The sequence below is a fragment of the Streptomyces venezuelae genome, from assembly GCF_008642375.1.
Classification (GTDB): domain Bacteria; phylum Actinomycetota; class Actinomycetes; order Streptomycetales; family Streptomycetaceae; genus Streptomyces; species Streptomyces venezuelae_G.
This window is the reverse complement of record NZ_CP029194.1, coordinates 1,857,911-1,881,543: the sequence shown is the minus strand read 5'-3', so window position 1 is coordinate 1,881,543 and position 23,633 is coordinate 1,857,911. Positions and strand designations below refer to the sequence as shown.

Here is a 23,633-nt window from a genome sequence, read left to right as displayed (position 1 = left end):
CCTTGAGCGACAGCAGAGTGATCGACTGTGACCTTGACCTCTCCGGATCGGCCTTGCTCGGGGCGCGCCCGACGCCTACGACCGTCACCTCCGCACAGGCTGCGGCCGGGGAGCCGTTCGGTGAGAGCGCCGTACAGCTCGGGGCGGCGGGTGCCCATCAGGCCGAAGTCGAGCCAGTCCCGGCGCTGGTCGAGGTCGAGGTCGGCCACGAGGACGGCGGGGGTGTTCCGCGGGGCCCGCAGCATGATCCGGCCGTAGGGGTCGGAGATGGACGAGGAGCCGTAGAAGGTGGAGCGGCCCGCTGTCGCCGGGGCGGAGGCACAGGTCCTCGCGGTAGCCGGGGAAGGCCGGGATGTGGTTCTTGCGGGTCCGGGCGAAACCCGCGCGTCCACGCTCGGTACCCGCCTGATCCGGGGCGGGTCACGGGGGCCCGGACGCCGTACACGTCCGGGACGAGCCGCGCGGTGAGGATCGGCGCGGACCCGCGCCGGGGACCGGACGCGATCGTCCGGGATCGTCCAGGGGCGGGCGGCCCCGCTCCCGCGCAGCGGATACGGCCGCGCGGCGGCGGTGCGTCAGCTCTGTGCGGTGCCGTCGCCCGTCTGCCCGGCGCCCTCGGCCGCGCGTGCCTTCTCGCGCATCTTGCGCACCAGCTCCGCCTTCCGGTCGGCGGCACCCTGGCGGTCGAGGTTGCGATGCGGACCGTTGTTCTGCCGCTCGGCGCGGGACAGCCTCTTGCGCTGGCCGCCGCCCTGGCCCACGGGGTTGTTGATGTTCTTGCTGTCGGTCACGGGTTCTCCCGGTGGTGAGGTGAAGTGATCTACGAATTCATCGGTGGGGGGACGTCAGCCGGAGCCCGTCACGCTCTCACTCGTGAATCGGCATCTGGAAGAACATGACAAGGACGTTACCCGGTCCCGCCGGCCCCGCGCGCCAGGCCCTTCGCCGTGCGGCCGACTCCTTGACCGGTTGTGCGCTGTCGTGCCAACCCCTGGGCGCCGGAGGTCAACGCGGTCGTTCGGGTCGCTCATAGCTTGAGGAGGTGCCGAGCCGCGGACGCGGCGGGCACGTTACCGATTGCTTCGAGAGGACCCCTCATGTTCGACATCGACAAGGTGCAGGCCGCCCCGAGCAAGGATCTGCTCACCCCCGACAACTCGGTCATGCTCTTCGTGGACCACCAGCCGCAGATGTTCTTCGGCACCGGTAGCGGAGACCGCACCGCGATCATCAACAGCACCGTGGGTCTCGCCAAGGCGGCGCGGGCGTTCGATGTGCCGGCCGTCCTGACCACCGTCGCCGCCGAGTCGTTCTCCGGGCCCCTGCTGCCCCAGCTCGCCGAGGTGTTCCCCAAGCAGGAGGTCGTCGACCGTACGAGCATGAACGCCTGGGAGGACGAGGCGCTCGTCGCGGCGGTCAAGGCGACCGGGCGTAAGAAGATCATCCTGTCGGGCCTGTGGACCGAGGTCTGCCTGGTGCTGCCCGCGCTCTCCGCCCTGGAGCAGGGTTACGAGGTGTACGTGGTCTCCGACGCGTCCGGCGGCGTCAGCCCCGCGGCCCACGAGCACGCGCTGCAGCGGATGATCGCGGCCGGCGCGGTGCCGGTGACCTGGGTGCAGGTGCTCCTGGAGCTGCAGCGCGACTGGGCGCGTCAGGAGTCGTACGGCGCGGTCATGGAGATCGTCAAGGCGCACGCGGGCGCGTACGGCCTGGGTGTCGTGTACGCGCAGAGCGTCATCGGCGAGCACGCCGCCGGCTGACGCCTGTGGACACCGGCCTTCTGATCCTGCGCCTGCTGGTGGGGCTGCTCGTCGCCGGCCACGGTGTGCAGAAGATCAGCTCACACCTGGGCGGCAAGGGGCTCGGGGGCGGCACCGAGGAGTTCCGCGCCGACGGTTTCCGCGGCGGTGCCCTCACCGCCCTGGCCGCGGGCGGTGGTCAGATCGGATCGGGCCTGCTGCTCGCCGCAGGTCTCCTCACCCCGCTCGCCGCGACCGGCGCCATCGGCGTCATGACGGTCGCGCTCACCGTGAAGTGGCGCCACGGGCTCTGGGTGCAGAACGACGGATACGAGTACCCGCTCGTCCTCATCGGTACCGCCGCCGCTCTCGCCGCCACCGGACCCGGCGCCTGGTCCCTGGACGCGGCCCTCGGCCTCACGCCGTACCCGCTGTGGTGGGCGGCCGTCGCGCTCGTGGCCGGTCTCGGCAGCGGGCTCCTCACCCGGCTCGTCCTGCACCGGCCCCCCGCCCCGGCGGTCGCCGACCGCTGAGCGCGAGCCGCACGGACCGGGTCCGGCCGCCGCGTACCCCCCGACCGGCCGGCCGGGCCCTTCCCACCCTCTCTCCCGAACAGGAGCACCCGATGGACACCCTCACGACCTCGCACGGCGGCGGCCAGCCTCTGCTGCACCAGAAGGGCGCCGAGACCCAGGCGTTCGGCACGCTCAAGCAGGTGCCGATCGGCCTCGGCCACGACACCCGCATGTACGCCTGCCAGCGGCTGAACCGCGTCCTCGCCGACACGCAGATTCTCTACTCCCTCTACAAGAAGCACCACTGGCTCATGCGAGGGGCGACCTTCTACGCGCTCCACCTGATGCTGGACAAGCACGCGGAGGCCCAACTGGCCATCGTGGACGCGCTGGCCGAGCGGGTTCAGAGCCTCGGCGGCGTCGCCGTCGGGGACCCGCGCCACGTCGCGGAACTCACGGCGATCCCCCGTCCGCCGGACGGCGTCGAGCCGGTGCCCGTCATGCTGTCGCGGCTCCTCGACGCGCACGAGCGGATCCTGATCGACGCTCGGGACGCCGCCGCCCGGCTCTCAGGGGAGGGCGACGAGGGCAGCGCCGACCTGCTCGTCTCCGATGTCATCCGCACCGGCGAGGCGCAGGTGTGGTTCCTCGCCGAGCACCTCGTGGACACCCCTCTGGTGCGCGGCTGATGGACACGTACGACGTCGTCGTGGTCGGCGGCGGTCCGGCCGGCGAGGTCGCCGCCGACCGGGCCGTCCGGTCGGGGCTGACCGCCGTCGTCGTCGAGGCCGAGGCGGTCGGCGGCGAGTGCTCCTACCGTGCCTGCGTGCCGAGCAAGGCCCTGCTGCGACCCGGCGCCGCCCGAGCGGCGGCCCTGTCGGTCGACGGGAGCCGGCAGGCGGTCACCGCGGCACTCGACCCGGCGCGCGTCCTGGCCCGGCGTGACCGCTTCACCGGCCGCGGTGACGACACCGGCCAAGCGGACTGGCTCGACGGCGCGGGCATCGCGCTCGTACGGGGGCACGGGCGGCTCGCCGGCGAGCGCCGGGTGGAGGTGACCGGGGCCGACGGCACGGTCCGTACCCTGCGGGCCCGGCACGCGGTCGTGGTCTCGACCGGCACCGAGCCCGCCCTTCCGCCGGTCGAAGGGATCGACCGGATCGGTGTGTGGACCAACCGGCAGGCCACCACGGCCGAGGCGGTGCCCGATCGGCTCGTCGTCATCGGCGGGGGAGTGGTGGCCTGCGAGATGGCCACCGCGTGGAGCTCGCTCGGCGCCTCCGTCACTCTGCTGGTCCGTGACCAGGCCCTGCTGACCGGCTGGGAGCCGTGCGCCGGAGAGGAGGTCACCCGGGGGCTGAGCGATCTGGGCGTCACGATCCGCTTCGGGGTGTCGGCCGTCCGGGTCGCCCGCGACGCCGACACCCGCACGGTGACCGTGAACACGGACGACGGCATCGGCCTCGTCTGCGACGAGGTCCTCGTCGCCGTCGGCCGCCGCCCGCGCACCGCGGACCTCGGCCTGGACTCCGTCGGACTGCCGTCAGGGGACCGGCTCCCGGTCGACGACACCTGTCGGGTCACCGGGGTCGAGGGCGCATGGCTCTACGCCGTCGGCGACGTGAATCACCGTGCGCCGCTGACCCACATGGCCAAGTACCAGGCCCGCGCCTGCGCGGCGGCGATCGCCGAGCGGGCAGCGGGTCGCCCGGCCGTCACCGGCGGCCTGCAGCCGTGGAGCGCGGAGGCCGACCACATCGCCGTCCCCCAGGCCGTCTTCACCCGTCCCGAGGTCGCGAGCGTCGGTCTCACGGAACGCGCGGCACGCGAAGCGGGTCTCGCGGTACGCGCGGTGGAGTACCGCATCGACGACGTCGCCGGCGCCGCGCTCCACGCGGACGACTACCGCGGCCTCGCCAAGCTCGTCGTCGACGAGACGCGGGGAGTCGTCGTCGGCTGCACGCTCACCGGCCCGATGGCGACCGAACTCGTCCACACCGCCACCGTGGCCATCGTGGGCGAGGTCCCCCTGGACCGCTTGTGGCACGCCGTGCCCGCCTTCCCGACGGTCGGCGAGGTGTGGCTCCGGCTCCTGGAGGCCTACGGCCTCTGAGCCGAGCCCCGCCCGCCGCACCCGAATGCTTCACCACCCGACAAGGACCCCCATGCATCCCGAGAGGCGCACGCTCGCCCAAGCCCTGCCGGCCACGCCTGCCGCCGGACGGCGGATGGCCCGGCGCGCCGGCTCGCACATCACCGAAGCGGACGCGTCGCACGCCGTGGCCGTCTCCCGTCCGGCCGTGGTCACCGCCGTGATCCTCGACGCCGTACGCACGACCCGCTGATCCCCCGGCCCGCGCCCATTCGTACGTCCCGGAAGGAAGAGAACCCCTCATGAAGAACCGTCCGATCCTCGAACCCGCCGCCCAGGCCTTCGCCGACGCCACCGCCCAGCCGCCGTACCTCTACCAGATCCCCGTCGCCGAAGGCCGCAAGGCCGTGGACGGTGTCCAGAGCGGTGAGGGCGTCCCGCTGCCCGAGGTCGACGAGGAGTGGATCACCGTCCACGGCGGCCCGACCGGCGACGTCCGCGCCCGGATCGTCCGCCCCCGCGGCGCCACCGGCCCGCTTCCCGTCGTCCTCTACATCCACGGCGCGGGCTGGGTCTTCGGCAACGCCCACACCCACGACCGGCTCGTCCGCGAACTCGCCGTCGGCGCCCGGGCGGCCGTCGTCTTCCCCGAGTACGACCTCTCGCCCGAGGCCCGCTACCCCGTCGCGATCGAGCAGAACTACAGCGTCGTCCAGTGGATCGCCCGCGAGGGCCACCACAAGGAGCTCGACGGCACGCGGATCGCCGTCGCGGGCGACTCCGTCGGCGGCAACATGACCGCCGCCCTCACCCTCATGGCCAAGCAGCGCGGCGACGTCACGCTCGTCCAGCAGGTCCTCTTCTACCCGGTCACCGACGCGAGCTTCGACACGGACTCGTACCACGCCTTCGCCGAGGGCTACTTCCTGCGCCGCGACGCCATGAAGTGGTTCTGGGACCAGTACACGACCGAGGAGGCCGAGCGCGCCCAGATCACCGCCTCACCCCTGCGCGCCACCACCGAGCAGCTGACCGGCCTGCCGCCCGCCCTGGTCGTCACCGCCGAGGCCGACGTCCTGCGCGACGAGGGCGAGGCGTACGCGGCGAAGCTCCGCGCCGCCGGAGTCCCCGTCACCGCCCTGCGCGTCCAGGGAACCATCCACGACTTCGTCATGCTGAACGCACTGCGCGAGACGCAGGCCGCCGAACTCGCCATCGGTCTCGCCACCGACACCCTGCGCAAGGCCCTCGCATGACCGGCCCGTCGACGAGCATGCCGGTGGCGGGCCTCGTCCCCGCCCCGCGCCGGGAGCAGGAGCAGGCCGACCTCCTCGTCCGCAACGCCAAGGTCTTCACCGGTGACCCCGACCGGCCCGAGGCCCGCGCCGTCGCGATCCGCGACGGCAGGGTCGCGGCCCTCGGCGACGACCACGACGTCGCCCACCTCGTCGGGCCGGGAACGAAGGTCGTCGACGCCCTCGGCCGCCGGGTGATCCCCGGCCTCAACGACTCGCACCTGCACGTCATCCGGGGCGGCCTGAACTACGTCCTGGAGCTGCGCTGGGACGGGGTGCGCAGCCTCCGCCACGCTCTTGCCATGCTGCGGGAGCAGGCCGGCCGTACGCCCAAGGGGCAGTGGATCCGGGTGGTGGGCGGCTGGACCGCCGAGCAGTTCGCCGAGCGCAGGATGCCGACCGTCGCGGAGCTGAACGCCGCCGCTCCCGACACCCCGGTCTTCGTCCTGCACCTGTACCAGTCGGCGCTGATGAACCGGGCCGCGGTGCAGGCGGCCGGATTCACCCGCGACACCCCGGATCCCCGCGGCGGGCAGATCGTCCGGGGCCGGGACGGCGAACCCAACGGCGTGCTCCTCGCGGCGCCGAGCGCCCTCATCCTGTACTCGACCCTGGCCAAGGCGCCGGCTCTCGACGAGGCGGACAAGCGGACGTCGACGCGCCACTTCCTGCGCGAACTGAACCGTTTCGGACTGACGTCCGCGGTCGACGCCGCCGGCGGCTTCCAGAACTTCCCCGACAACTACGCCACGGTCGCCGACCTCGCCCGGTCGGGGGAGCTGACGCTCCGTATCGCCTACCACCTCTTTCCGCAGACGGCCGGTCAGGAGCTCGCCGACCTGAAGCGCTGGACCGAGATGGTCAAGCCCGGGGACGGGGACGAGTGGCTCCGGCTCAACGGCGCGGGAGAGAACCTGACGTGGGCCGCCGCCGACTTCGAGAACTTCTCGGAACCCCGGCCCGAACTCGCCGCCGGCTACGAGACCGAATTCGAGAGCGCCGTACGGCTGCTGCTCGAGAACGGCTGGGGCTTCCGGCTCCACGCGACCTACGACGAGACGATCCGCCGTGACCTGGCCGTCTTCGAGAAGCTCGCGGCCGAAGGGCTCTTCCCCGGCGGCAACCGCTGGCTCTTCGACCACGCGGAGACGGTCTCGGGCGACAGCCTGGACCGGATCGCGGCCCTCGGCGGCGCCGTGTCCGTGCAGAACCGGATGTCCTTCCAGGGCGCCGCGTTCCTCGACCGCTACGGCGCCGAGGCCGCCGCCCACACCCCGCCGGTCCGGGCCATGCTCGACCGGGGCCTGACCGTCGCCGCCGGAACCGACGCCACCCGCGTCTCCTCGTACAACCCGTGGGTCTCGCTCCACTGGCTGGTCACCGGGCGCACCGTCGGCGGCACGGCCCTCTACCCGGCCGGCAACCTGACCGACCGGGAGACCGCCCTCGGCCTCTACACCCGAGGCGGGGCGGAGCTCACCGGCGAACAGGACGTCAAGGGCACTCTGCGGGAGGGGTGTTACGGCGACCTCGCGGTCCTGTCGGACGACTACCTCACCGTGCCCGAGGCCGTCATCCCCGACATCGAGTCCGTCCTCACCGTCGTCGGCGGCCGCATCGTCTACGCGACCGCCGAGTACGAGGGCCTCGACGAGGCGGTTCCTCCGGTGAGCCCCTACTGGAGCCCGGTGGCCCACTTCGGCGGTTACCGGAGCGGTGCGCAGCAGGCGGTGTCCGTGGCCGAGGCCGTGGCCGAGTCCGAGCAGCACCGCCGCTGGCGCGTCGCCCGCGGCGCCGTCCCCGACACGGCGCCGTCCTTCGTCGACCCCTGCTTCGAGCACTGAAAGAGAGATCCACCCGATGTCCGCAGCCTCCCCCGCCGCCGACGGCGGCGACACCCCGCCGGCCTTGCCGGACGCGCCCCCGGGACGCCGTTTCGAACCGGACCTCCGGTCGATGACACGGATCAACCTGCGTCCCATCGCCTCACCCATGCCGCTCGGCTTCTTCACGATAGCCATCGCCTCCGTGATGACGGGCTGCCTGCAGCTGGGGATCTTCGACGAGACGGCCCGCAGCGCCGTCGCCTTCACCGTGCTGCCGGCCTTCGTCCTCCAAATCCTGGTGAGCTTCCTGGCCTTCGGCGCCCGTGACGTGATCGCGGCGACGCTGATGGCGGTCTTCGCCGGCAGCTGGCTGCCCTACTCGCTCATCATGCTCAGCGGCGCGGCCGACGGCCTTCAGGTCCTCGGCGTGTTCAACCTGGCGCTCCTCTGTTTCGGGGCCCTGATGACCGCCGTGACCCGGCCCAAGCGCGCACTGTGGCTCGTCCTCGCGGTCTCCCTGCCCCGCTGGGCGGCCACGGGCCTCGCGGGTATCACCGGCGCCGAATGGTTGACGCGCACATCCGGCGCGCTCGGCCTCGTGGTGGCGCTCGTCGCGATGTACACGGCGTTCGCCCTGATGCTCGAGGACATGCGCAGCGAGCAGGTCCTGCCCATCGGCCGCAGCGGCCCCGCCCACCTCGCCGTGGAAGGCGACCTGTCCGTCCAACTCCGCAACCTGGAACGCCAGGCGGGCGTACGCCGCACGCTGTGACCGCACCCACCCACCCCGTCACACCACCACCGCACAGGAGCACCCATGGAACCGCAGGTGACGGACCGGCCCGAGAAGTCCCGGTACGAGATCCTCGCCGGCGACGACGGCACCGAGACCGCGGGCTTCGCCGAGTACCACCTCTCGGAGGGCGAGATCGCCTTCATCCACACCGAGATCGACAGCCGGTTCGCCGGCCGGGGCCTGGGCGGGCTGCTCGCCCGCGCGGTCCTCGACGACGCCCGGACCCGAGGGCTGCGTGTCCTGCCGTACTGCCCCTTCATCCGGGGCTGGATCGGCAAGCACCCCGAATACACCGGCCTGGTGCCCGAGGCGAGGCGTGCCCGCTTCGGCCTGTGAAGAACGACACCGACGCCACACATCCGTCTCCCGCATCCCCCGTCACGCACCGAGGAGTTCCCCCATGCCCCGACACGCCCGCCCCACCGTCGTCCTGGTCCACGGCGCCTTCGCCGACGCCTCCAGCTTCGCCCGCGTCATCCCCGAACTGGCCGCCGCCGGGATGGACGTGGTGGCCCCGGCCGTGCCCAACCGCGGCCTCGTCGACGACGCCGCGTACATCGCCTCGGTGATCCGCGCCGTCGAAGGCCCCGTGATCCTCGTCGGGCACTCCTACGGCGGTGCCGTCATCACCCTCGCCGGCACGGAGGACAACGTCCGCGCACTGGTGTACCTCGCGGGATACGCGCTGGAGGAGGGCGAGAGCCTGGGCGAGCTGCAGGGCCGCTTCCCCGACTCCGGTCTCGCCGACGCGCTCGTCCACACCCCGTTCCCGGTGGCCGGCTCCACCGAGACGGGCATCGACGTCTCGGTGGAGACCGAGAAGTTCCCCGCCCTCTTCGCGGCGGACGTCGACCCCGGCCTCGCCGCGGTGCTCGCCGTCTCCCAGCGCCCCCTGGCCGCACGTGCCTTCTCGGAGGCGGCGCCCGTCGCGGCGTGGAGGACCAAGCCCTCGTGGGGCCTCGTCGCCTCCTCCGACCGCACGATCAACCCCGATGTGGAGCGCTTCGGGTACGAGCGCGCCGGCATGACCACCGTCGAGGTCGACTCCTCCCATCTGGTCATGCTCGCCCGGCCCAAGGCCGTGGCGGAGCTGATCCAGGACGCGGCCCGGGCCACCGCCCACTGACCCGATCGTGCAGGATCGAACGATTAGTCGATAATGTTCGAGCGCTGATAGCTTCTGATCGCCCCCAAGGACCCTTCGGTGGGCGATCGGAGGAGATCCACCCATGAGGTTCGGCGCGAGGCTCGCGCTCGCCGTCACCGCCCTCGCCGCCCTTGCCACCGCCTGCGGTGTTCCCCAGGACAGTGGTTCGCCGTCGCACCCCGCCGTGGACTGTGGGCCGTACGCCAGGTACGGCAAGCACCCCGGCGCCGAGGTCACCGTCTACGCGGAGAACCGGGACCGGGAGGCCGACCTGTTCGAAGAGACCTGGGCGGACTTCGCGTACTGCACGGGAATCGACGTCCAGTACGAGGGGGACGGGGAGTTCGAGACTCAGATCCAGCTCCGGGTCGACGGCGGGAGCGCGCCGGACGTGGCGTTCTTCCCCCAGCCCGGGCTCCTGGAACGCTTCGCGCGGGCGGGGAAGCTCAAACCCGCGAGCGCCGGGGTCGTGGCCCTCGCGAAGCAGGGCTGGTCGGCCGACTGGAACAGCTACGCGACCGTGGACGGCACCCTCTACGGCACGCCGCTGGTCGCGAACGTGAAGTCGTTCGTCTGGTACTCGCCGAAGTTCTTCCGTGACAGGGGACTGAGCGTTCCCCGCACGTGGTCCGAGCTGATGGCCGTGACGGAGAAGGTCGCGGCGTCGGGCGTCAAGCCGTGGTGCGCGGGCGTCGAGTCCGCCGAGGCGACCGGCTGGCCCGTGACGGACTGGATCGAGGACGTCCTGCTGCGCCAGCAGGGCACGGACGTCTACGACCGATGGGTCGCTCACAAGATCCCGTTCAACGACCCGCGCGTGATCAAGGCCATGGACACCGTCGGGTCCATCCTCAAGAACGACCGGTACGCCAACGGCGGTTTCGGTCCGGCCCGTTCGATGGCGTCGATCTCCTTCCAGGAGGCCGGCACACCGGTTCTCTCCGGCGACTGCGCGATGCACCGCCAGGCCTCGTTCTACGCCGACATGTGGCCGAAGGGCACCGAGATCGGACCGGACAAGGACGTCTACGCCTTCCTCCTGCCGGGGGCCGACCCGGCCGACCGGCCCGTACTGGGCGGCGGGGTGTTCACCGCGGTGTTCGCCGACCGTCCCGAAGTGCGGGCGTTCCAGGAGTATCTGGCCTCCGCGGACTTCGCGAACGCGCGTATGAAGAAGGGCCCGTTCGTCTCGGCGAACAGGGGCGTGGATCCGGCGAACGCCGCGACCCCGGTCGACAGACTCTCGATCCGGCTGCTCCAGGACCCCGGCACACAGTTCAGGTTCGACGGTTCGGACCTGATGCCCGCGTCGGTCGGCGCCGGCACGTTCTGGAAGGGAGCCGTCGACTGGATCGGCGGCGCGAGCACCCGACAGGTCGCCGACTCCGTCGAACGGTCCTGGCCGAGCCACTGATGTCGTTCGACGCCTTCGCCCAGCAGCCCAAGCTGCTCTACCTGCTCCAGGGCGTCGCCGCCTTCGCGGCGGTGGTCTCCCTGATCCTGCTCGCGCTGCACCGGGGGCCGGTCAGGAGCAGGGCCGCGGCCCTGCTCCTGCTGGCCCCCGCGCTGCTGCTGCTCACGGTGGGTCTCCTCCTGCCCGGTCTGCGCACCCTGGCGCTGTCGTTCACGGAGAACGGGGGAGACTCCTGGGCCGGCTTCGACAACTACGTGTGGATGGTCACGGACCCCCGGGCGCTGGTCGCGCTGCGCAACACCCTGGCGTGGGTGGTGCTCGTGCCGTCGCTGGCGACCTCGGTCGGTCTGCTCTACGCGGCGGCCGTCGTACGGTCGCGGTTCAGAGCGTTCGCGCTGCTCCTCGTCCTGACGCCGATGGCGATCTCCTTCGTCGGCGCGGGCGTCGTCTGGAAGTTCGTCTACGCCTACCGTCCCGCGGAGGCCGGGCAGATCGGGCTGCTGAACCAGCTCGTCGTCGCGTTCGGCGGCGAACCGAGGCAATGGCTCGTGGACTCTCCCTGGAACGTCCTGTTCCTCGTCGTGGTGATGGTGTGGACACAGGCGGGCTTCGCGGCCGTCCTGCTGGCCGGCGCGATCAGGGCCGTTCCCGGAGAGCTCACCGAGGCGGCCCGACTCGACGGCGCATCCCCCCGGCAGATCTTCTGGCGGATCACCATGCCGTCGATCAGGCCCACTCTGCTCGTCGTGGTCCTCGCCCAGGCGATCGGCACCTTCAAGGCCTTCGACATCGTCAAGACCATGACCGGCGGACAGTTCGGCACCGGCGTCATCGCCCACGAGATGTACGACCAGGCCTTCCGCTACGGCGAGACGGGCCGCGGCGCGGCGCTCGCCGTGCTCCTCTTCGTCCTCGTCACCCCCTTCGTCGCCCACCAGGTCCGGGCACAGCGGAGGGCGGCGTGAACGGCGTCCGGGAGCGTCTGGCCTCCCGCGCCTTCACGTCGGTCGCCGTGGTGATCGCGGTCCTCTGGACGACACCGACCCTCGGTCTGCTGCTCTCGTCGTTCCGTCCCGAGGAGGAGATCAAGACGACGGGCTGGTGGACCGTGTTCGGTACGCCGCACCTCACGCTCGACAACTACGGCGAGGTGCTGACCGCCGGCGGGAACGGGTCGGGGCGGCTCGCGGAGCACTTCGTCAACTCCGTCGTCATCACCCTTCCCTCGGTGCTGTTCCCGCTCGTCCTGGCGTTCTTCGCGGCGTACGCCCTGGCGTGGATCGACTTCAGGGGGCGGGACGCGCTCGTCGTCGGCATCTTCGCGCTCCAGGTCGTGCCGCTCCAGATGGCGCTCGTCCCCCTCCTGAAGCTGTTCTCCCAGGGCTGGCTGTTCCTGCCCGCGTGGAACCTCACCGGCCCCGCGCGTTTCGGCCAGATCTGGTTCGCCCACACGGTCTTCGCGCTGCCGTTCGCGGTGTTCCTCCTGCACAACTTCCTGGCCGGGCTGCCCAGGGACCTGATCGAGGCCGCCCGCGTCGACGGCGCGTCGCACGGGACGCTGCTGCTCCGCATCGTGCTGCCCCTGGCCCGCCCGGCCCTGGTCTCCTTCGCCGTCATCCAGTTCATCTGGGTGTGGAACGACCTCCTCGTGGCACTGACGCTGTCGGGCGGGACCGCCGAGACCGCGCCGATGACGGTCAGACTGGCGAGCCTGGCCGGGACATACGGCAACGAATGGCAGCGGCTCACCGCAGGAGCCTTCGTGGCGGCGTTCGTCCCCCTGCTCGTCTTCGTCTTCCTCCGACGGCACTTCGCACGGGGACTGCTCGCCGGATCGGTCAAGGGATGAGCCCCGACCGGCTGGAGGGAGAAGCCATGGCGGTGCCCGGCAGCGCGGCGCTGAGCCGGCCCGGACTGCGGGGCCGCGAAGCCGAGCTGGAGAGGCTGCGCGCCCTGATCGAGGCGGTGCGCGACGGCGAGGGAGGAGCGATCGCGCTGCTCCTGGGCGAGCCCGGGATCGGGAAGACCGTACTGCTCCAGGAGACCGTCTCGATCGCTCGGGCTCACGGGTTCGTCGTCAGCCATGGACGCGCCGAGGAACTGCACGAGCTGGCACCGCTCGCCTCACTGGCCTCCGGCCTCCTGCGCGGTGACCCGCCGCTGTTGTCCAGCACGGACTTCGCCGACCTCGCGGGCCATCACGACCAGCGCATCTGGCTCGTCGAACGACTGGCCCAGCTGATCGAGGAACGCTCGGCGGGCACGCCCGTACTGATCGCGGTCGACGACGTCCAATGGGCCGACCCGCTCAGCCGGTTCGCCCTGAGTGCCATGCCGGCACGGCTGCTCAGCTCCCCGGTCCTCTGGCTGCTCACGGGCAGGAACGACCCGGAGCTGTACGGGCAGGGGCCGCGGACGACGACCCTCCCGCTCCGGCCGCTGTCCGACACGGCCCTGGCCGAGCTGGCACGGGACGTCCTCGGCGGGGGCGTACCGACGCGGGTCACGGAGCTTCTCGACGGGGCGGGAGGCAACCCCTTCCTCGCGGCCGAGATGCTCAGGGGCATCGCGGCGTCGGGCGCGGGCGCGGGTGTGGACACGGACGCGCCGGAGCCGCCGGAGCGACTGGTCCTCGGCGTACGCGACCGGCTGGCCGGACTCCGGCCGGAAACCCTCCACTTCCTGCGCATCGGCTCGGTCCTCGGCCGCGCGTTCTCGCTCGCGGACGCCGCCGCCCTGAGCAGCCGGCCGGCCTCCGGACTCAGCGCCGAAGTGGACGAGGCGATCGCGGCCGCCCTCCTCCACGACGACGGCGAACGCCTCCTGTTCCGCCACGACCTGCTCCGCCAGGCGGTGTACGCCGATCTCGCCCCCTCCGTACGCCGGGCGCTCCACCGTGAGGCCGCGAGCCGGCTCGTCGCAGCGGGCCGGAGCTCCACCGACGCGGTCCCGCACCTGCTGAAGAGCGCCGAACCCGGCGACCAGGAGGCGATCGGGCTGCTCGGCACGGCCGCCACGGACGTGATCGCCGTGATGCCCGACCTCGCCGCCGACCTGGCCGTACGCGCCCTGGAACTCGTACCGCCCCATGCGCCCATGGCGTTCGACGTGGGAGAACGAGCCATCGTCGCGCTGACCCGCGCGGGCCGGTACACCCAGGCACGGGACACCGGCGACACGCTGCTCGCCCGGCAGCCGCCCCTGGACGTCTTCGCCCGCCTGCAGTCCGTGCTCGGCGACACGCTGTGGCACCTCGACGACATCCACGAGCTGACCCGACGGTCGACGGCAGCACTGGCCGCCGTCACCGACCCGACGATCCGCGCCCGGCTCACCGCCCGGCAAGCCCTCGCCCGGTCCCGCGGGCGCGACCTCGGGGCCGCTCGCGAGACCGGCGAACGGGCACTCGCCGAGGCGGAGCGGTCCGGGGACCGGGAGGCCCGGGTCCTCGCGCTGTGGGGCCTCGGCGAGATCGCCCTCAACGCCGGCGACTGCGCCGCCGCCGTCGAGCACCACACGGCGCTGAGCGTGTTCGACACGGCCTTCCTGCCGGAGGAGGCCGTCGCCCGGATCCACATGGACGACTTCGACGCCGCACGGCGACTGCTCCGGACGGCGGGCGGCGCTCCCCTGCGCCCCGCCATGCTGACCTGGGCCCAGGGAACCCTGAACATGGGGCTCGGCCGGCTCGACGACGCGGACGCCGACCTCGTCACCGCCGAGCGGCTCGAAGCGGACCTCCACGTGCCCGGCAACCTGGTCAACATCCGCGTCAACCGCGGCCTCCTCGCGATGCTGCGCGGCGACCGCGACGCCGCGCGGGAACACCTGGACATCGTGCGGGCGACCGTGGCCGAGCGGCCGAACACGGGCAACCACGCCACACACCGGTACTTCGAGGCCGTGGTCGCCGACGCCGACGGCGACCACGCGGCAGCGGCCGAACTGATCCGATCCGTGCAGCGTGACCATCCCTTCCTCCGATGGCGGCTCCTGCGCCCCCATGTCGTCCAGGCCGTGCGGATCGCCCTGCGCGGCGGGGAACGGAACCTGGCCGAGGACCTCGCGGCCCAGGCCGCCGAACACGCCACCCGCAACCCCTCCGTGCCGACCGCACGGGGGACGGCCGCCCACGCGGCCGGTCTGGTGAACGCCGACCACGGACTCCTGGAGCGAGCGGTCCGCGTCCTCCTCACCGGCCCCCGGCCGCTGCCCCTCGCCGCCGCATCCGCAGACCTCGGGCGCGCACTCCTCACGGCGGGCGACCCCGCCGCGACACCCGCCCTGACCAGGGCCCACGACCTCTACGCCCAGGCGGGAGCCGACGCCGCGGCGGACCGGGTCCGGGCCGCGCTGGAACGGGCCACGAGCCGCTCCGGCCGACGCACCGGAGGCTTCCGGCCGCGCCCCGGCCAGGGCTGGGACGCCCTCACGGCCTCGGAACGCAAGGTGGCCCGGCTGATCGCCGCGGGTCACACCAACCGGTCGGCCGCGGAGACCCTCGTCGTCTCCCCGCACACGGTCAACACCCATCTGGCGTCGATCTTCCGCAAGCTCTCGGTGCGCTCGAGGGTCCACCTGGCCCGGATCGTGCTCGCGGAGGGCGCCGCCGGAACGGTGACCGGCGACTGAGTGACCTCTGCGCCCGCGTGCAAGGCGTCGTGCGCGGCGCGTCAACAGGAGGCGCGGGACCGGTCCTAACGTGACGGGCGTACCGCGCCGCTTCGACGCGCGGACCAGCCGACCCGAATCGAGGAAACAACCCCATGCCGTACATCACCGTGGGCCAGGAGAACACCAACCCCATCGAGCTGTACTTCGAGGACCGGGGTGCCGGGCAGCCGGTCGTCCTCATCCACGGCTTTCCGCTCGACGGCCACTCCTGGGAGCGCCAGAGCGCCGCACTGCTCGACGCCGGCTACCGCGTGATCACGTACGACCGCCGCGGTTTCGGGCAGTCCTCCCAGCCGGCCGTCGGCTACGACTACGACACCTTCGCGGCCGACCTGAACACCGTGCTGGAGACCCTCGACCTGAAGGACGCCGTCCTGGTCGGTTTCTCCATGGGCACCGGAGAGGTCGCCCGCTACGTGTCCACGTACGGCTCCGGCCGCGTCGCCAAGGTCGCCTTCCTGGCCTCGCTCGAGCCCTGCCTGCTCAAGACCGACGACAACCCGGACGGCGTCGCGCCTAAGGAGTTCTTCGACGGAATCGTCGCCGCCGTCAAGGCCGACCGCTACGCCTACTACACCGCCTTCTTCAACGACTTCTACAACCTCGACGAGAACCTGGGCACCCGCATCAGCGAGGAGGCCGTCCGCAACAGCTGGAACACCGCGGCCGGCGGCGGCTCCTTCGCCGCGTCCGCCGCGCCGTCGACCTGGTACACCGACTTCCGCGCCGACATTCCCGCCGTCGACGTGCCCGCCCTGATCCTGCACGGCACGGCCGACCGCATCCTGCCCGCCGAGAACACCGCGCGCCCCTTCCACAAGGCGCTCGCATCCGCCGACTACGTCGAGATCGAGGGCGCCCCGCACGGCCTGCTGTGGACCCACGCCGAAGAGGTCAACACCGCGCTCCTCGCCTTCCTGGCGAAGTGACGCCACACCGTTGCCCCGCCGGGTGACGCCGGAGCCCCCGGCGTCACCCCGGCCCCGGCCCCCCGTCCCCGGTTCCCTGCGCGGGAGCCGGCCGAGCTCAGGAGAGCGGACACCCCATGCAGTTCGGCATATTCACCGTCGGGGACGTGACCCCCGACCCCACCGACGGTCGCACTCCGACCGAACACGAGCGCATCAAGGCGATGGTCGCCATCGCCCTCAAGGCCGAGGAGGTGGGCCTGGACGTCTTCGCCACAGGCGAGCACCACAACCCGCCGTTCGTCCCGTCGTCGCCGACGACCATGCTCGGCTACATCGCGGCCCGCACCGAGAAGCTGATCCTGTCCACGTCCACGACGCTGATCACCACCAACGACCCGGTGAAGATCGCCGAGGACTACGCGATGCTCCAGCACCTGGCCGACGGCCGGGTCGACCTCATGCTGGGGCGCGGCAACACGGGTCCGGTCTACCCGTGGTTCGGGCAGGACATCCGCCAGGGCATCGACCTCGCCAAGGAGAACTACGCCCTGCTGCGCCGGCTGTGGCGTGAGGACGTCGTGGACTGGGAAGGCACGTTCCGTACGCCGCTCCAGGCCTTCACCTCGACACCCCGGCCCCTGGGCGGCGTCCCGCCGTTCGTCTGGCACGGATCCATCAGGTCGCCCGAGATCGCGGAGCAGGCCGCCTTCTACGGAGACGGCTTCTTCCACAACAACATCTTCTGGCCGGCCGACCACACCCGGCGCATGGTGCAGCTCTACCGGCGCCGGTTCGCGCACCACGGCCACGGCCGGCCGGAGGACGCCGTCGTCGGCCTGGGCGGACAGGTCTTCATGCGCAAGAACTCCCAGGACGCCGTTCGGGAGTTCCGCCCCTACTTCGACAACGCTCCCGTGTACGGCCATGGCCCGTCGCTGGAGGACTTCACCGAACAGACCCCGCTGACGGTGGGCTCTCCCCAGCAGGTCATCGAGCGGACCCTGTCGTTCCGGGAGAGCGTCGGCGACTACCAGCGCCAGCTGTTCCTGATGGACCACGCGGGCCTGCCTCTGAAGACCGTCCTCGAACAGCTGGACATCCTCGGCGAAGAGGTCGTGCCCGTGCTGCGGAGCGAATTCGCCAAGGGGCGTCCGGCCGACGTGCCGGAGGCCCCCACGCACGCGTCCCTTCGGGCCGTCCGGGAGGTGTCCGCAGCATGAAGCTGATCGTCGTCTCCGCGGGGCTGAGCACCCCCTCCTCCACCCGCCTGCTCGCGGACCGGCTGGCCGAGGCGGCCCGCGACGAACTCGCCGCCCGGGGGCAGGCGCCGTCGACCGAGGTCGTGGAGCTGCGGGATCTCGCCGGCGACATCGCCAACCACCTCGTGACCGGCTTTCCGCCGCCGCGACTGAGCGCCGGGATCGACGCGGTGACGGCGGCCGACGGCCTGATCGTGGTGACTCCCGTGTTCGCGGCTTCCTACAGCGGTCTCTTCAAGTCCTTCTTCGACGTGATCGATCCGGACGCCCTCTCCGGGAAGCCGGTCCTGACCGCGGCGACGGGCGGTACCGCCCGCCACTCCCTGGTCCTCGAGCACGCCGTGCGCCCGCTCTTCGCCCATCTCCGTGCCGTCGTCGTCCCCACCGCCGTGTTCGCGGCCTCCGAGGACTGGGGCTCGGGGGGAGACGAGTACACCGACGGTCTTCCCCGCCGCGTCCGCCGGGCGGGCGTCGAGCTCGCCGCGCTCATGGCGGCGCGCCCGGTCGGTGAAGAACCCGAGGACGACGTCACGGTCCTCGAACGGCAACTCGCCGACCTGCGCTTCGACTGAGGCGAGCCCCCGGGCCCGGCGACGGTGGGGTGGCTCATATCGTTCATACTGTTCCGCCGTATGAGCGTGAACCGAGTGACGACAAGGACCGTGCCCGAGGAAACCGAGGGTCTACGGACACCCCTCCGCGGCAGGGACGCCGAACTGGCGTTCATCGCGGCGCGGCTCGACGCGCTCGACCGGGGCGAGGGCGGAATCATCCGCGTCGAAGGCCCCGTCGGTATCGGCAGGTCCAGGATCCTCGCGGAGGCCGCGGCAGCCGCGAGGCGGCGCGGGACGAGGGTGTTCGAGGGTGCGGCGGACCCCGACGAACAGTTCGTGCCGCTCGGCCCGCTGCTCGACGGTCTGCTCTCCGGCGAGGAACCGCTGCCGGGCGCCGTCCGCCTCAGGGACCTTGCCACGACACCCGGCCAGCGCTTCTGGCTGCTCCAGGAACTGGGGGACCGTCTGAGGGAGACCGCTCGAAACGGCCCCTTGCTCGTCGTCCTCGACGACCTCCAGTGGTGCGACGATCTGACCCTTCTCACCTTCAACACCCTCGCGGCCGGACTCTCGTCGCACGCCATCCTGTGGCTGGTCGCCGTGCGCGGCGGCAGCGTGCCCTCGGGAGTGCGCACGACGCTGGACAGGATCCGGCAGGCAGGCGCACACGAGCTGGTGCTGGGAGCGCTGGACGACCAGGCCACCACACGGATCACCGAGGACGTCCTGGGCGCCGCCCCCGGCCCGGACGTCCTCCGCGTCGTCCGCCGCGCCGAAGGGGTCCCGCAGCTGCTGGTCGCGCTGCTCGGCTCGCTGCGGGAGTCGGTGACGATCGAGAACGGCACGGCCGGACTGCCGGCCGGACCACCCGCCCCACGGGAAATCCCCTCGGTCGTGCGTCGCCTCGACCAGCTGTCCGACGAGGCACGGGCGCTGGTCCAGACGGCGGCCGCCGTGGGCGCCCCGGTCACCGTCGCGCTGCTGGCCGAACTGCTCGGCAGGTCCTCGGCGGCGCTCATCACCGCGGTACGGGAATCCCTCGACGCCGATCTGCTCACCGAAAGCGGCGATCGCCTCGCCTTCCGCCACGCACTGATCCGCGAGGCGGTGGAAGCCGGCCTTCCGCTGTCCCTGCGTCTGGCCCTGCGCGGTCAGGCCGCCGAGCTGTCGCCGGGGAGCGCGGCCTCCTCTGTCGAGCAGCCCGGGCCGTCGGCAGGGAGAGCACCGGAAGACGCGGCGGAGGCCGGGAGAGCGGGGCCGGGAGACGCGGCGGAGGCCGACCGGCTGCGCACCGCCGCGGCGGAACTCGCGCCCACCGCTCCCGGACCCGCCGCGGAACGGGCCCTCAAGGCCCTGGAACTCACCGCGGCGGACGCTCCGGAGCGGCCGCGGATCATCGCCGAGGCGATCCCGCTGCTCTGGCAGACGGGCCGGGCGGCCCAGGCGCGCGAGCTGGGAGCATCCGCCCTGGCGACCGGCGGTCTCGCACCCGAGGACGAGGCGCGCGTACGCCTCGCCCTGGCCCGCCTCGCCGTACCGTTCGACTTCTCCGAGGCGGCCCGGCAGGCCCGCGCCGGGGCGGCACTGTCCGGGATCCCCGTGGACGTCAGGGGGCGGCTGCTCGCCATGCTCGCCGTCGGCCTGTCGATGGCGGGCGAGCACGCGAAGGCCGAGCGGGTCGCCGCGGAGGCGTGGGAGGCCGCGGCGGCAGCGGGGGACCGCTCCGCGGAGGCGACGCTGACGACGGTCCGCTCCGCCGTGAGTTTCCACCGCATGGACCTGACCGAGGCGTTCCGGCAGGCCGAGAGGGCCGAGGCGCTGGCCGACGCACTGGGCGTCAGCACCTCGCTGTGGGTTCCGGAGGCCTTGTGGCACGCTCTCCTGTCGAACACCACCGGACGCTCGGCGGAGGCGCTCGCCGCCGCGGACGAGGGCATCCGGATCACCAGGGAGCAGGGCCGGACGGCGGCCACCGGCATGTGGCTCATGACCCGGTCCCGCATCCTCCTGGAGGCCGGACGGCTGGCGGACGCCCGGGCCGACGCCGAAGCCGCGTCCGCGACGACCGACGATCTCGGCCCGGGCAACCTCGCCGACGTCACGCTCCGGTACGTGATGATGCGCGTCGCCCTCCACACCGGCGACCGGCGGACCGCACGAGCGTACGCGGCGGAGGCGAGGCGCATGCGGAGCGACGGTGCCCCCGTCGTCCGGCACTTCGGTTCCTGGATGCTGGCACTGATGGCCGACTCCGAAGGCCTGCCCGACCGTGCCATGGCCGAACTCGACGAGGTGATGACGTCGCCCGCCGCGGACCGGCCGGCCTACGCCGGCTTGGTCGACCCCGCCGACGCCCCGGTCCTCGTCCGCCTCTCCCTGCGTGCCGGCGCGCACGAACGGGCCGCGCAGGCAGTCGCCCTGGCCGAGCGACTGGCCGTGCTCAACCCCGGCCTCACGTTCCTCGCCGCCACCGCCGCGCACGCCCGGGGGCTCCTCGACAACGACCTCGCCTCTCTCGTACGCGCCGTCCGGCTGTACGAGGACTGCCCTCGGCCGTTGGCCCGGGCGTCGGCACTGGAGGACACCGGACGCAAGCTGGCCGCCACCCGCAAGCCCGAAGCGGTGCCGTACTTCGACACGGCCCTCGCGCTCTACGCGCGAGCGGGCGCCGAGCGGGACGCCGAACGCGTCCGCCGACGCCTGCGGGCCGCCGGTGTCCGCCGCCGGCCCTCGGCGGCCGGACTCTCCGCTGCGTGGCCCGAGCTGACGGCCGCGGAGATACGGGTGGTACGGCTCGTGGCCCGGGGGCTGACCAACCAACAGGTGGCCGAGCACCTCTCCGTCTCGCCGCACACGGTGAGTTCGCACCTGCGCCGGGCCTTCACCAAGCTGGACATCACCTCGCGCGCGGAGCTGGCCCGGCTGGTCAGGCATCGTGACAGCGGAGAGTAGCCGCTTCGTATCCCCTGTGGGCCTCATGGCAATGGACGATTCGTGCGATGTGCCGACGTCGTCGCTTCCTCAGAATGATCAAGAGCCGCGGAATGGCGAAGCCCGCGGGGAATCGTTGGTCGAGAGAGGAACAGCGCATGACCGTAAGGCTCCAGCGAGCCCGCCCCGGCAGCCCCGAGCTCCAGGCGCTTGTCGACGAGCTCGCGGAGCGGCTCGGCCGGTCCGTCGCCGTCGACGACCCGCTGGTCCGCATGGTCTGCACGAGCCGCCACTTCGGCGACGAGGACCCGGTCCGCATCGGCACCCTGTTGCAGGGCCGCGCCGACAACGCGACGATCCGCTACGTCCTCGCCCAGGGCGTGACCCAGTGGTCCCGAGCCGGATTCATCGAGGGCCGTGACGATCTCGGACTGCTGCCCCGTTACGTCGTGCCGCTGCGCGAACGCGGGCATCTCCTCGGACTGCTCGTGGTGGTCGTGCCCGAGAAGACGCTCACGGAGCACGAGACACGTGCCATCGCCCTGGCCGCGGACGCCATGGCCGCCCAGATGCACGGAGAGCACATCGCCACCGACACCCGGAAGGCCGACGAGCGGGACCTCGTCCTCGAACTCGTCGGCGCCGACGCCGCCGCCCACACCGCCGCACGGCGGCGAGGCAGGGAACTCGGACTGCTCGGAGCAGCCGAGCACGTCCTGGTCACCGTCGTCCGGCTGAGCCGCGCGACCGAGCTCGTGCGGCAGTCCGAGGCGGCCTTGTGGGGGGCGCTGGAGGGGTTCCGGCAGACGCGTTCCGCCCAGGGCCTCATCGCGATCGGGAAGGAGCGGGCGACGCTGCTCCAGCTGCGGGACCGCCCGCCCGGCCAGGACGAGGTCACCGCACAGTCCGCTCGCATCCTGGACGAACTCCACACCTTCCTGGGCCCGTCGGCGGACCCCGTGATCGGCGTCGGCGGCCGGCACCCCGGCCTGGGCGACGCACGGACGTCGTACGAGCAGGCGCTGGTGGCGGCACGCGCGGCACGCCGGCTGCCCACCCTGAAGGGCGCCGGTGACTGGGAGCTGCTCGGGGAGCTCGCGGTGCTGCTCCAGCTCCCCGAGCACGCCCTGAACGCGTCGCTGGTCCCGAAGCCGCTCCGCGCCCTGAGCGACGCTCATGGCGGCGACCGCCTGCGGGACACCCTGCGCTGCTTCCTCGAACACGCGGGATCGATTCCCCGCACCGCGGACACGCTGGGAATCCACCGCACCTCGCTCTACTACCGCCTGCGCCAGATCCAGGAGATCACCGGTCTCGACCTCGACGACGGCGCCCACCGGCTCACTCTGCACCTCGGCCTCAGGATCGAGGAACTCCTCGCCCCGGGCGGCGCCGGAGCCGTCTGACCCGTGGGTCCGCTTCGACAAAGCGAGGAGGATCCACGGCCCGATTCCTACAGCTCGCGGTGGTGGGGGCGGCGGGCCCCATTCGATGATGTTGGGACGGGCGGGACCGATGTACCGCCTCTGACCAGGGGAGAGGTCATGAAGGAACTGATCACGACGGACGGCGTACGGCTCGCGTACCGGGACACCGGCGGCGAGGGCGTCCCGCTGGTGATGCTGCACGGCTGGGGGCAGACGCAGGTGATGTTCCGCCACCAGACCGAGGGGTTGGCACCCGGCCGTCGCGTCGTCACCGTCGACCTCCGCGGCCACGGGGAATCCGGCAAGCCGCATCACGGCTACCGCATCGCCCGCCTCTCCCGCGACGTGCTCGAACTCGTCGACCATCTCGGGCTGGCCCGTTTCGACGCACTGGGCTGGTCCATGGGCGTCTCCGTGTGGTGGAGCTTCATCGACCAGTACGGGACCGGACGGATCCGTCGCTTCGTCGCCGTCGACCAGCCCGCGGCGGTCGCCGCCGTGCCCTGGATGACCGAGCGGGAACAGCGGGACTCCGGCGCCATCTTCGACGTGTCGGGGCTGTTGTACCTGGGTGCGGCCCTCGCGGGGCCGGAGGGCGACACGGTCCGCGCCGACTTCGTGCGCGGCATGTTCTCCGGCGAGCCCGACCCCGAGGTGCTGGCCTTCGTCGGCGAGCAGATCCGGTCGACACCCGCCTACGCGGGCGTACCGCTGCTCTTCGACCACTGCGCGCAGGACTGGCGCGACGTGCTTCCCCGGATCGATGTGCCGACCTTGGTGATCGGCTGTGAGGGAAGCCATGTGCACCCCGATTCGCAGCGCTTCGTCGCCGAGCGGATTCCCGGCGCACGCCTGCACGTCTTCGCCTCCGACGTCGCGAGCTCGCACTTCCCCTTCCTGGAGAACCCGCCGGCCTTCAACGCCGTGGTGGAGAAGTTCCTGGCCGAGGAGCCGTCGAACGGGGTGTGAATCAGCCCTCCGCCCGCACGCACCTACGCTAGGACTCCCCATGACCCCCACAACGATGTCCCGTGCGCCCGAACGGGTACCCCG

General features: G+C 72.2%; 21 protein-coding genes. 20 read left to right on the top strand and 1 reads right to left on the bottom strand.

Annotated elements, in window-relative coordinates:
* Positions 1-575: 575 nt before the first annotated feature.
* Positions 576-791, bottom strand: a complete 216-nt coding sequence (locus tag DEJ46_RS08330) for a DUF6243 family protein (protein WP_150264906.1) — start codon at positions 789-791, stop codon at positions 576-578.
* 306 nt (positions 792-1,097) lie between these two features.
* Between DEJ46_RS08330 and DEJ46_RS08325 the strand changes: the two genes are divergently transcribed.
* The 20 genes from DEJ46_RS08325 to DEJ46_RS08230 all read left to right on the top strand — a co-directional run bounded on the left by DEJ46_RS08325 (position 1,098) and on the right by DEJ46_RS08230 (position 23,549).
* Positions 1,098-1,760 carry a hydrolase gene (locus tag DEJ46_RS08325; protein WP_150264905.1) on the top strand — a complete coding sequence of 221 codons (663 nt, stop codon included), beginning with the start codon at positions 1,098-1,100 and terminating at the stop codon, positions 1,758-1,760.
* A 5-nt stretch (positions 1,761-1,765) separates the two neighbouring features.
* A complete protein-coding gene (locus DEJ46_RS08320; protein WP_150264904.1) occupies positions 1,766-2,272 on the top strand; it encodes a DoxX family membrane protein in 507 nt (168 codons plus the stop codon).
* 92 nt (positions 2,273-2,364) lie between these two features.
* On the top strand, positions 2,365-2,943 hold the full coding sequence (locus DEJ46_RS08315) for a Dps family protein (RefSeq protein WP_150264903.1): 579 nt from the start codon (positions 2,365-2,367) through the stop codon (positions 2,941-2,943).
* The gene (locus tag DEJ46_RS08310; protein ID WP_150264902.1) at positions 2,943-4,367 is read left to right on the top strand and encodes a dihydrolipoyl dehydrogenase family protein; all 1,425 of its coding nucleotides are present in this window, start codon (positions 2,943-2,945) and stop codon (positions 4,365-4,367) included. Before DEJ46_RS08315 ends, DEJ46_RS08310 begins: the two co-directional genes overlap by 1 nt.
* A 52-nt stretch (positions 4,368-4,419) precedes the next feature.
* On the top strand, positions 4,420-4,599 hold the full coding sequence (locus tag DEJ46_RS08305) for a hypothetical protein (RefSeq protein ID WP_223834565.1): 180 nt from the start codon (positions 4,420-4,422) through the stop codon (positions 4,597-4,599).
* A 49-nt stretch (positions 4,600-4,648) separates the two neighbouring features.
* Entirely contained in the window at positions 4,649-5,602 is a 954-nt protein-coding gene (locus tag DEJ46_RS08300) for an alpha/beta hydrolase (protein ID WP_150264901.1), read from the top strand.
* Positions 5,599-7,485, top strand: a complete 1,887-nt coding sequence (locus DEJ46_RS08295; protein WP_150264900.1) for an amidohydrolase — start codon at positions 5,599-5,601, stop codon at positions 7,483-7,485. Before DEJ46_RS08300 ends, DEJ46_RS08295 begins: the two co-directional genes overlap by 4 nt.
* Before the next feature lie 16 nt (positions 7,486-7,501).
* Positions 7,502-8,239, top strand: coding sequence for a GPR1/FUN34/YaaH family transporter (locus DEJ46_RS08290; protein WP_150264899.1), 738 nt, complete (start codon positions 7,502-7,504; stop codon positions 8,237-8,239).
* Between the two features lie 45 nt (positions 8,240-8,284).
* Entirely contained in the window at positions 8,285-8,599 is a 315-nt protein-coding gene (locus tag DEJ46_RS08285) for a GNAT family N-acetyltransferase (RefSeq protein WP_150264898.1), read from the top strand.
* 64 nt (positions 8,600-8,663) lie between these two features.
* Positions 8,664-9,389, top strand: coding sequence for an alpha/beta fold hydrolase (locus DEJ46_RS08280; protein WP_150264897.1), 726 nt, complete (start codon positions 8,664-8,666; stop codon positions 9,387-9,389).
* Between the two features lie 103 nt (positions 9,390-9,492).
* Positions 9,493-10,824, top strand: a complete 1,332-nt coding sequence (locus tag DEJ46_RS08275) for an ABC transporter substrate-binding protein (RefSeq protein ID WP_150264896.1) — start codon at positions 9,493-9,495, stop codon at positions 10,822-10,824.
* Entirely contained in the window at positions 10,824-11,789 is a 966-nt protein-coding gene (locus tag DEJ46_RS08270; RefSeq protein WP_150264895.1) for a carbohydrate ABC transporter permease, read from the top strand. The genes DEJ46_RS08275 and DEJ46_RS08270 overlap by 1 nt, the downstream gene beginning before the upstream one ends.
* On the top strand, positions 11,786-12,673 hold the full coding sequence (locus DEJ46_RS08265; protein WP_150264894.1) for a carbohydrate ABC transporter permease: 888 nt from the start codon (positions 11,786-11,788) through the stop codon (positions 12,671-12,673). The genes DEJ46_RS08270 and DEJ46_RS08265 overlap by 4 nt, the downstream gene beginning before the upstream one ends.
* Positions 12,674-12,699: 26 nt before the next feature.
* Positions 12,700-15,456, top strand: coding sequence for a helix-turn-helix transcriptional regulator (locus DEJ46_RS08260; RefSeq protein ID WP_150264893.1), 2,757 nt, complete (start codon positions 12,700-12,702; stop codon positions 15,454-15,456).
* A gap of 134 nt (positions 15,457-15,590) precedes the next feature.
* Positions 15,591-16,427, top strand: a complete 837-nt coding sequence (locus tag DEJ46_RS08255) for an alpha/beta fold hydrolase (protein WP_150264892.1) — start codon at positions 15,591-15,593, stop codon at positions 16,425-16,427.
* Positions 16,428-16,543: 116 nt separating this feature from the next.
* Entirely contained in the window at positions 16,544-17,629 is a 1,086-nt protein-coding gene (locus DEJ46_RS08250; RefSeq protein ID WP_150264891.1) for an LLM class flavin-dependent oxidoreductase, read from the top strand.
* The gene (locus DEJ46_RS08245; protein ID WP_150264890.1) at positions 17,626-18,240 is read left to right on the top strand and encodes an FMN reductase; all 615 of its coding nucleotides are present in this window, start codon (positions 17,626-17,628) and stop codon (positions 18,238-18,240) included. The genes DEJ46_RS08250 and DEJ46_RS08245 overlap by 4 nt, the downstream gene beginning before the upstream one ends.
* A gap of 60 nt (positions 18,241-18,300) precedes the next feature.
* Complete coding sequence (locus tag DEJ46_RS08240; protein ID WP_150264889.1) at positions 18,301-21,174, top strand: helix-turn-helix transcriptional regulator; 2,874 nt, start codon at positions 18,301-18,303, stop codon at positions 21,172-21,174.
* A 137-nt stretch (positions 21,175-21,311) separates the two neighbouring features.
* A complete protein-coding gene (locus DEJ46_RS08235; protein ID WP_150264888.1) occupies positions 21,312-22,559 on the top strand; it encodes a PucR family transcriptional regulator in 1,248 nt (415 codons plus the stop codon).
* Between the two features lie 138 nt (positions 22,560-22,697).
* Complete coding sequence (locus DEJ46_RS08230) at positions 22,698-23,549, top strand: alpha/beta fold hydrolase (RefSeq protein ID WP_150264887.1); 852 nt, start codon at positions 22,698-22,700, stop codon at positions 23,547-23,549.
* The last annotated feature ends 84 nt before the right edge of the window (positions 23,550-23,633 follow it).

What these genes read in the sequence shown, in the direction of transcription:
- DEJ46_RS08305 (WP_223834565.1), top strand. Translation starts at nt 4,420, where the DNA reads ATGCATCCCGAGAGGCGCACGCTCGCCCAAGCCCTGCCGGCCACGCCT.
- DEJ46_RS08250 (WP_150264891.1), top strand. Translation starts at nt 16,544, where the DNA reads ATGCAGTTCGGCATATTCACCGTCGGGGACGTGACCCCCGACCCCACC.
- DEJ46_RS08260 (WP_150264893.1), top strand. Translation starts at nt 12,700, where the DNA reads ATGGCGGTGCCCGGCAGCGCGGCGCTGAGCCGGCCCGGACTGCGGGGC.
- DEJ46_RS08310 (WP_150264902.1), top strand. Translation starts at nt 2,943, where the DNA reads ATGGACACGTACGACGTCGTCGTGGTCGGCGGCGGTCCGGCCGGCGAG.
- DEJ46_RS08245 (WP_150264890.1), top strand. Translation starts at nt 17,626, where the DNA reads ATGAAGCTGATCGTCGTCTCCGCGGGGCTGAGCACCCCCTCCTCCACC.
- DEJ46_RS08280 (WP_150264897.1), top strand. Translation starts at nt 8,664, where the DNA reads ATGCCCCGACACGCCCGCCCCACCGTCGTCCTGGTCCACGGCGCCTTC.
- DEJ46_RS08255 (WP_150264892.1), top strand. Translation starts at nt 15,591, where the DNA reads ATGCCGTACATCACCGTGGGCCAGGAGAACACCAACCCCATCGAGCTG.
- DEJ46_RS08300 (WP_150264901.1), top strand. Translation starts at nt 4,649, where the DNA reads ATGAAGAACCGTCCGATCCTCGAACCCGCCGCCCAGGCCTTCGCCGAC.
- DEJ46_RS08295 (WP_150264900.1), top strand. Translation starts at nt 5,599, where the DNA reads ATGACCGGCCCGTCGACGAGCATGCCGGTGGCGGGCCTCGTCCCCGCC.
- DEJ46_RS08275 (WP_150264896.1), top strand. Translation starts at nt 9,493, where the DNA reads ATGAGGTTCGGCGCGAGGCTCGCGCTCGCCGTCACCGCCCTCGCCGCC.
- DEJ46_RS08285 (WP_150264898.1), top strand. Translation starts at nt 8,285, where the DNA reads ATGGAACCGCAGGTGACGGACCGGCCCGAGAAGTCCCGGTACGAGATC.
- DEJ46_RS08230 (WP_150264887.1), top strand. Translation starts at nt 22,698, where the DNA reads ATGAAGGAACTGATCACGACGGACGGCGTACGGCTCGCGTACCGGGAC.
- DEJ46_RS08290 (WP_150264899.1), top strand. Translation starts at nt 7,502, where the DNA reads ATGTCCGCAGCCTCCCCCGCCGCCGACGGCGGCGACACCCCGCCGGCC.
- DEJ46_RS08315 (WP_150264903.1), top strand. Translation starts at nt 2,365, where the DNA reads ATGGACACCCTCACGACCTCGCACGGCGGCGGCCAGCCTCTGCTGCAC.
- DEJ46_RS08325 (WP_150264905.1), top strand. Translation starts at nt 1,098, where the DNA reads ATGTTCGACATCGACAAGGTGCAGGCCGCCCCGAGCAAGGATCTGCTC.
- DEJ46_RS08235 (WP_150264888.1), top strand. Translation starts at nt 21,312, where the DNA reads ATGACCGTAAGGCTCCAGCGAGCCCGCCCCGGCAGCCCCGAGCTCCAG.
- DEJ46_RS08240 (WP_150264889.1), top strand. Translation starts at nt 18,301, where the DNA reads ATGAGCGTGAACCGAGTGACGACAAGGACCGTGCCCGAGGAAACCGAG.
- DEJ46_RS08270 (WP_150264895.1), top strand. Translation starts at nt 10,824, where the DNA reads ATGTCGTTCGACGCCTTCGCCCAGCAGCCCAAGCTGCTCTACCTGCTC.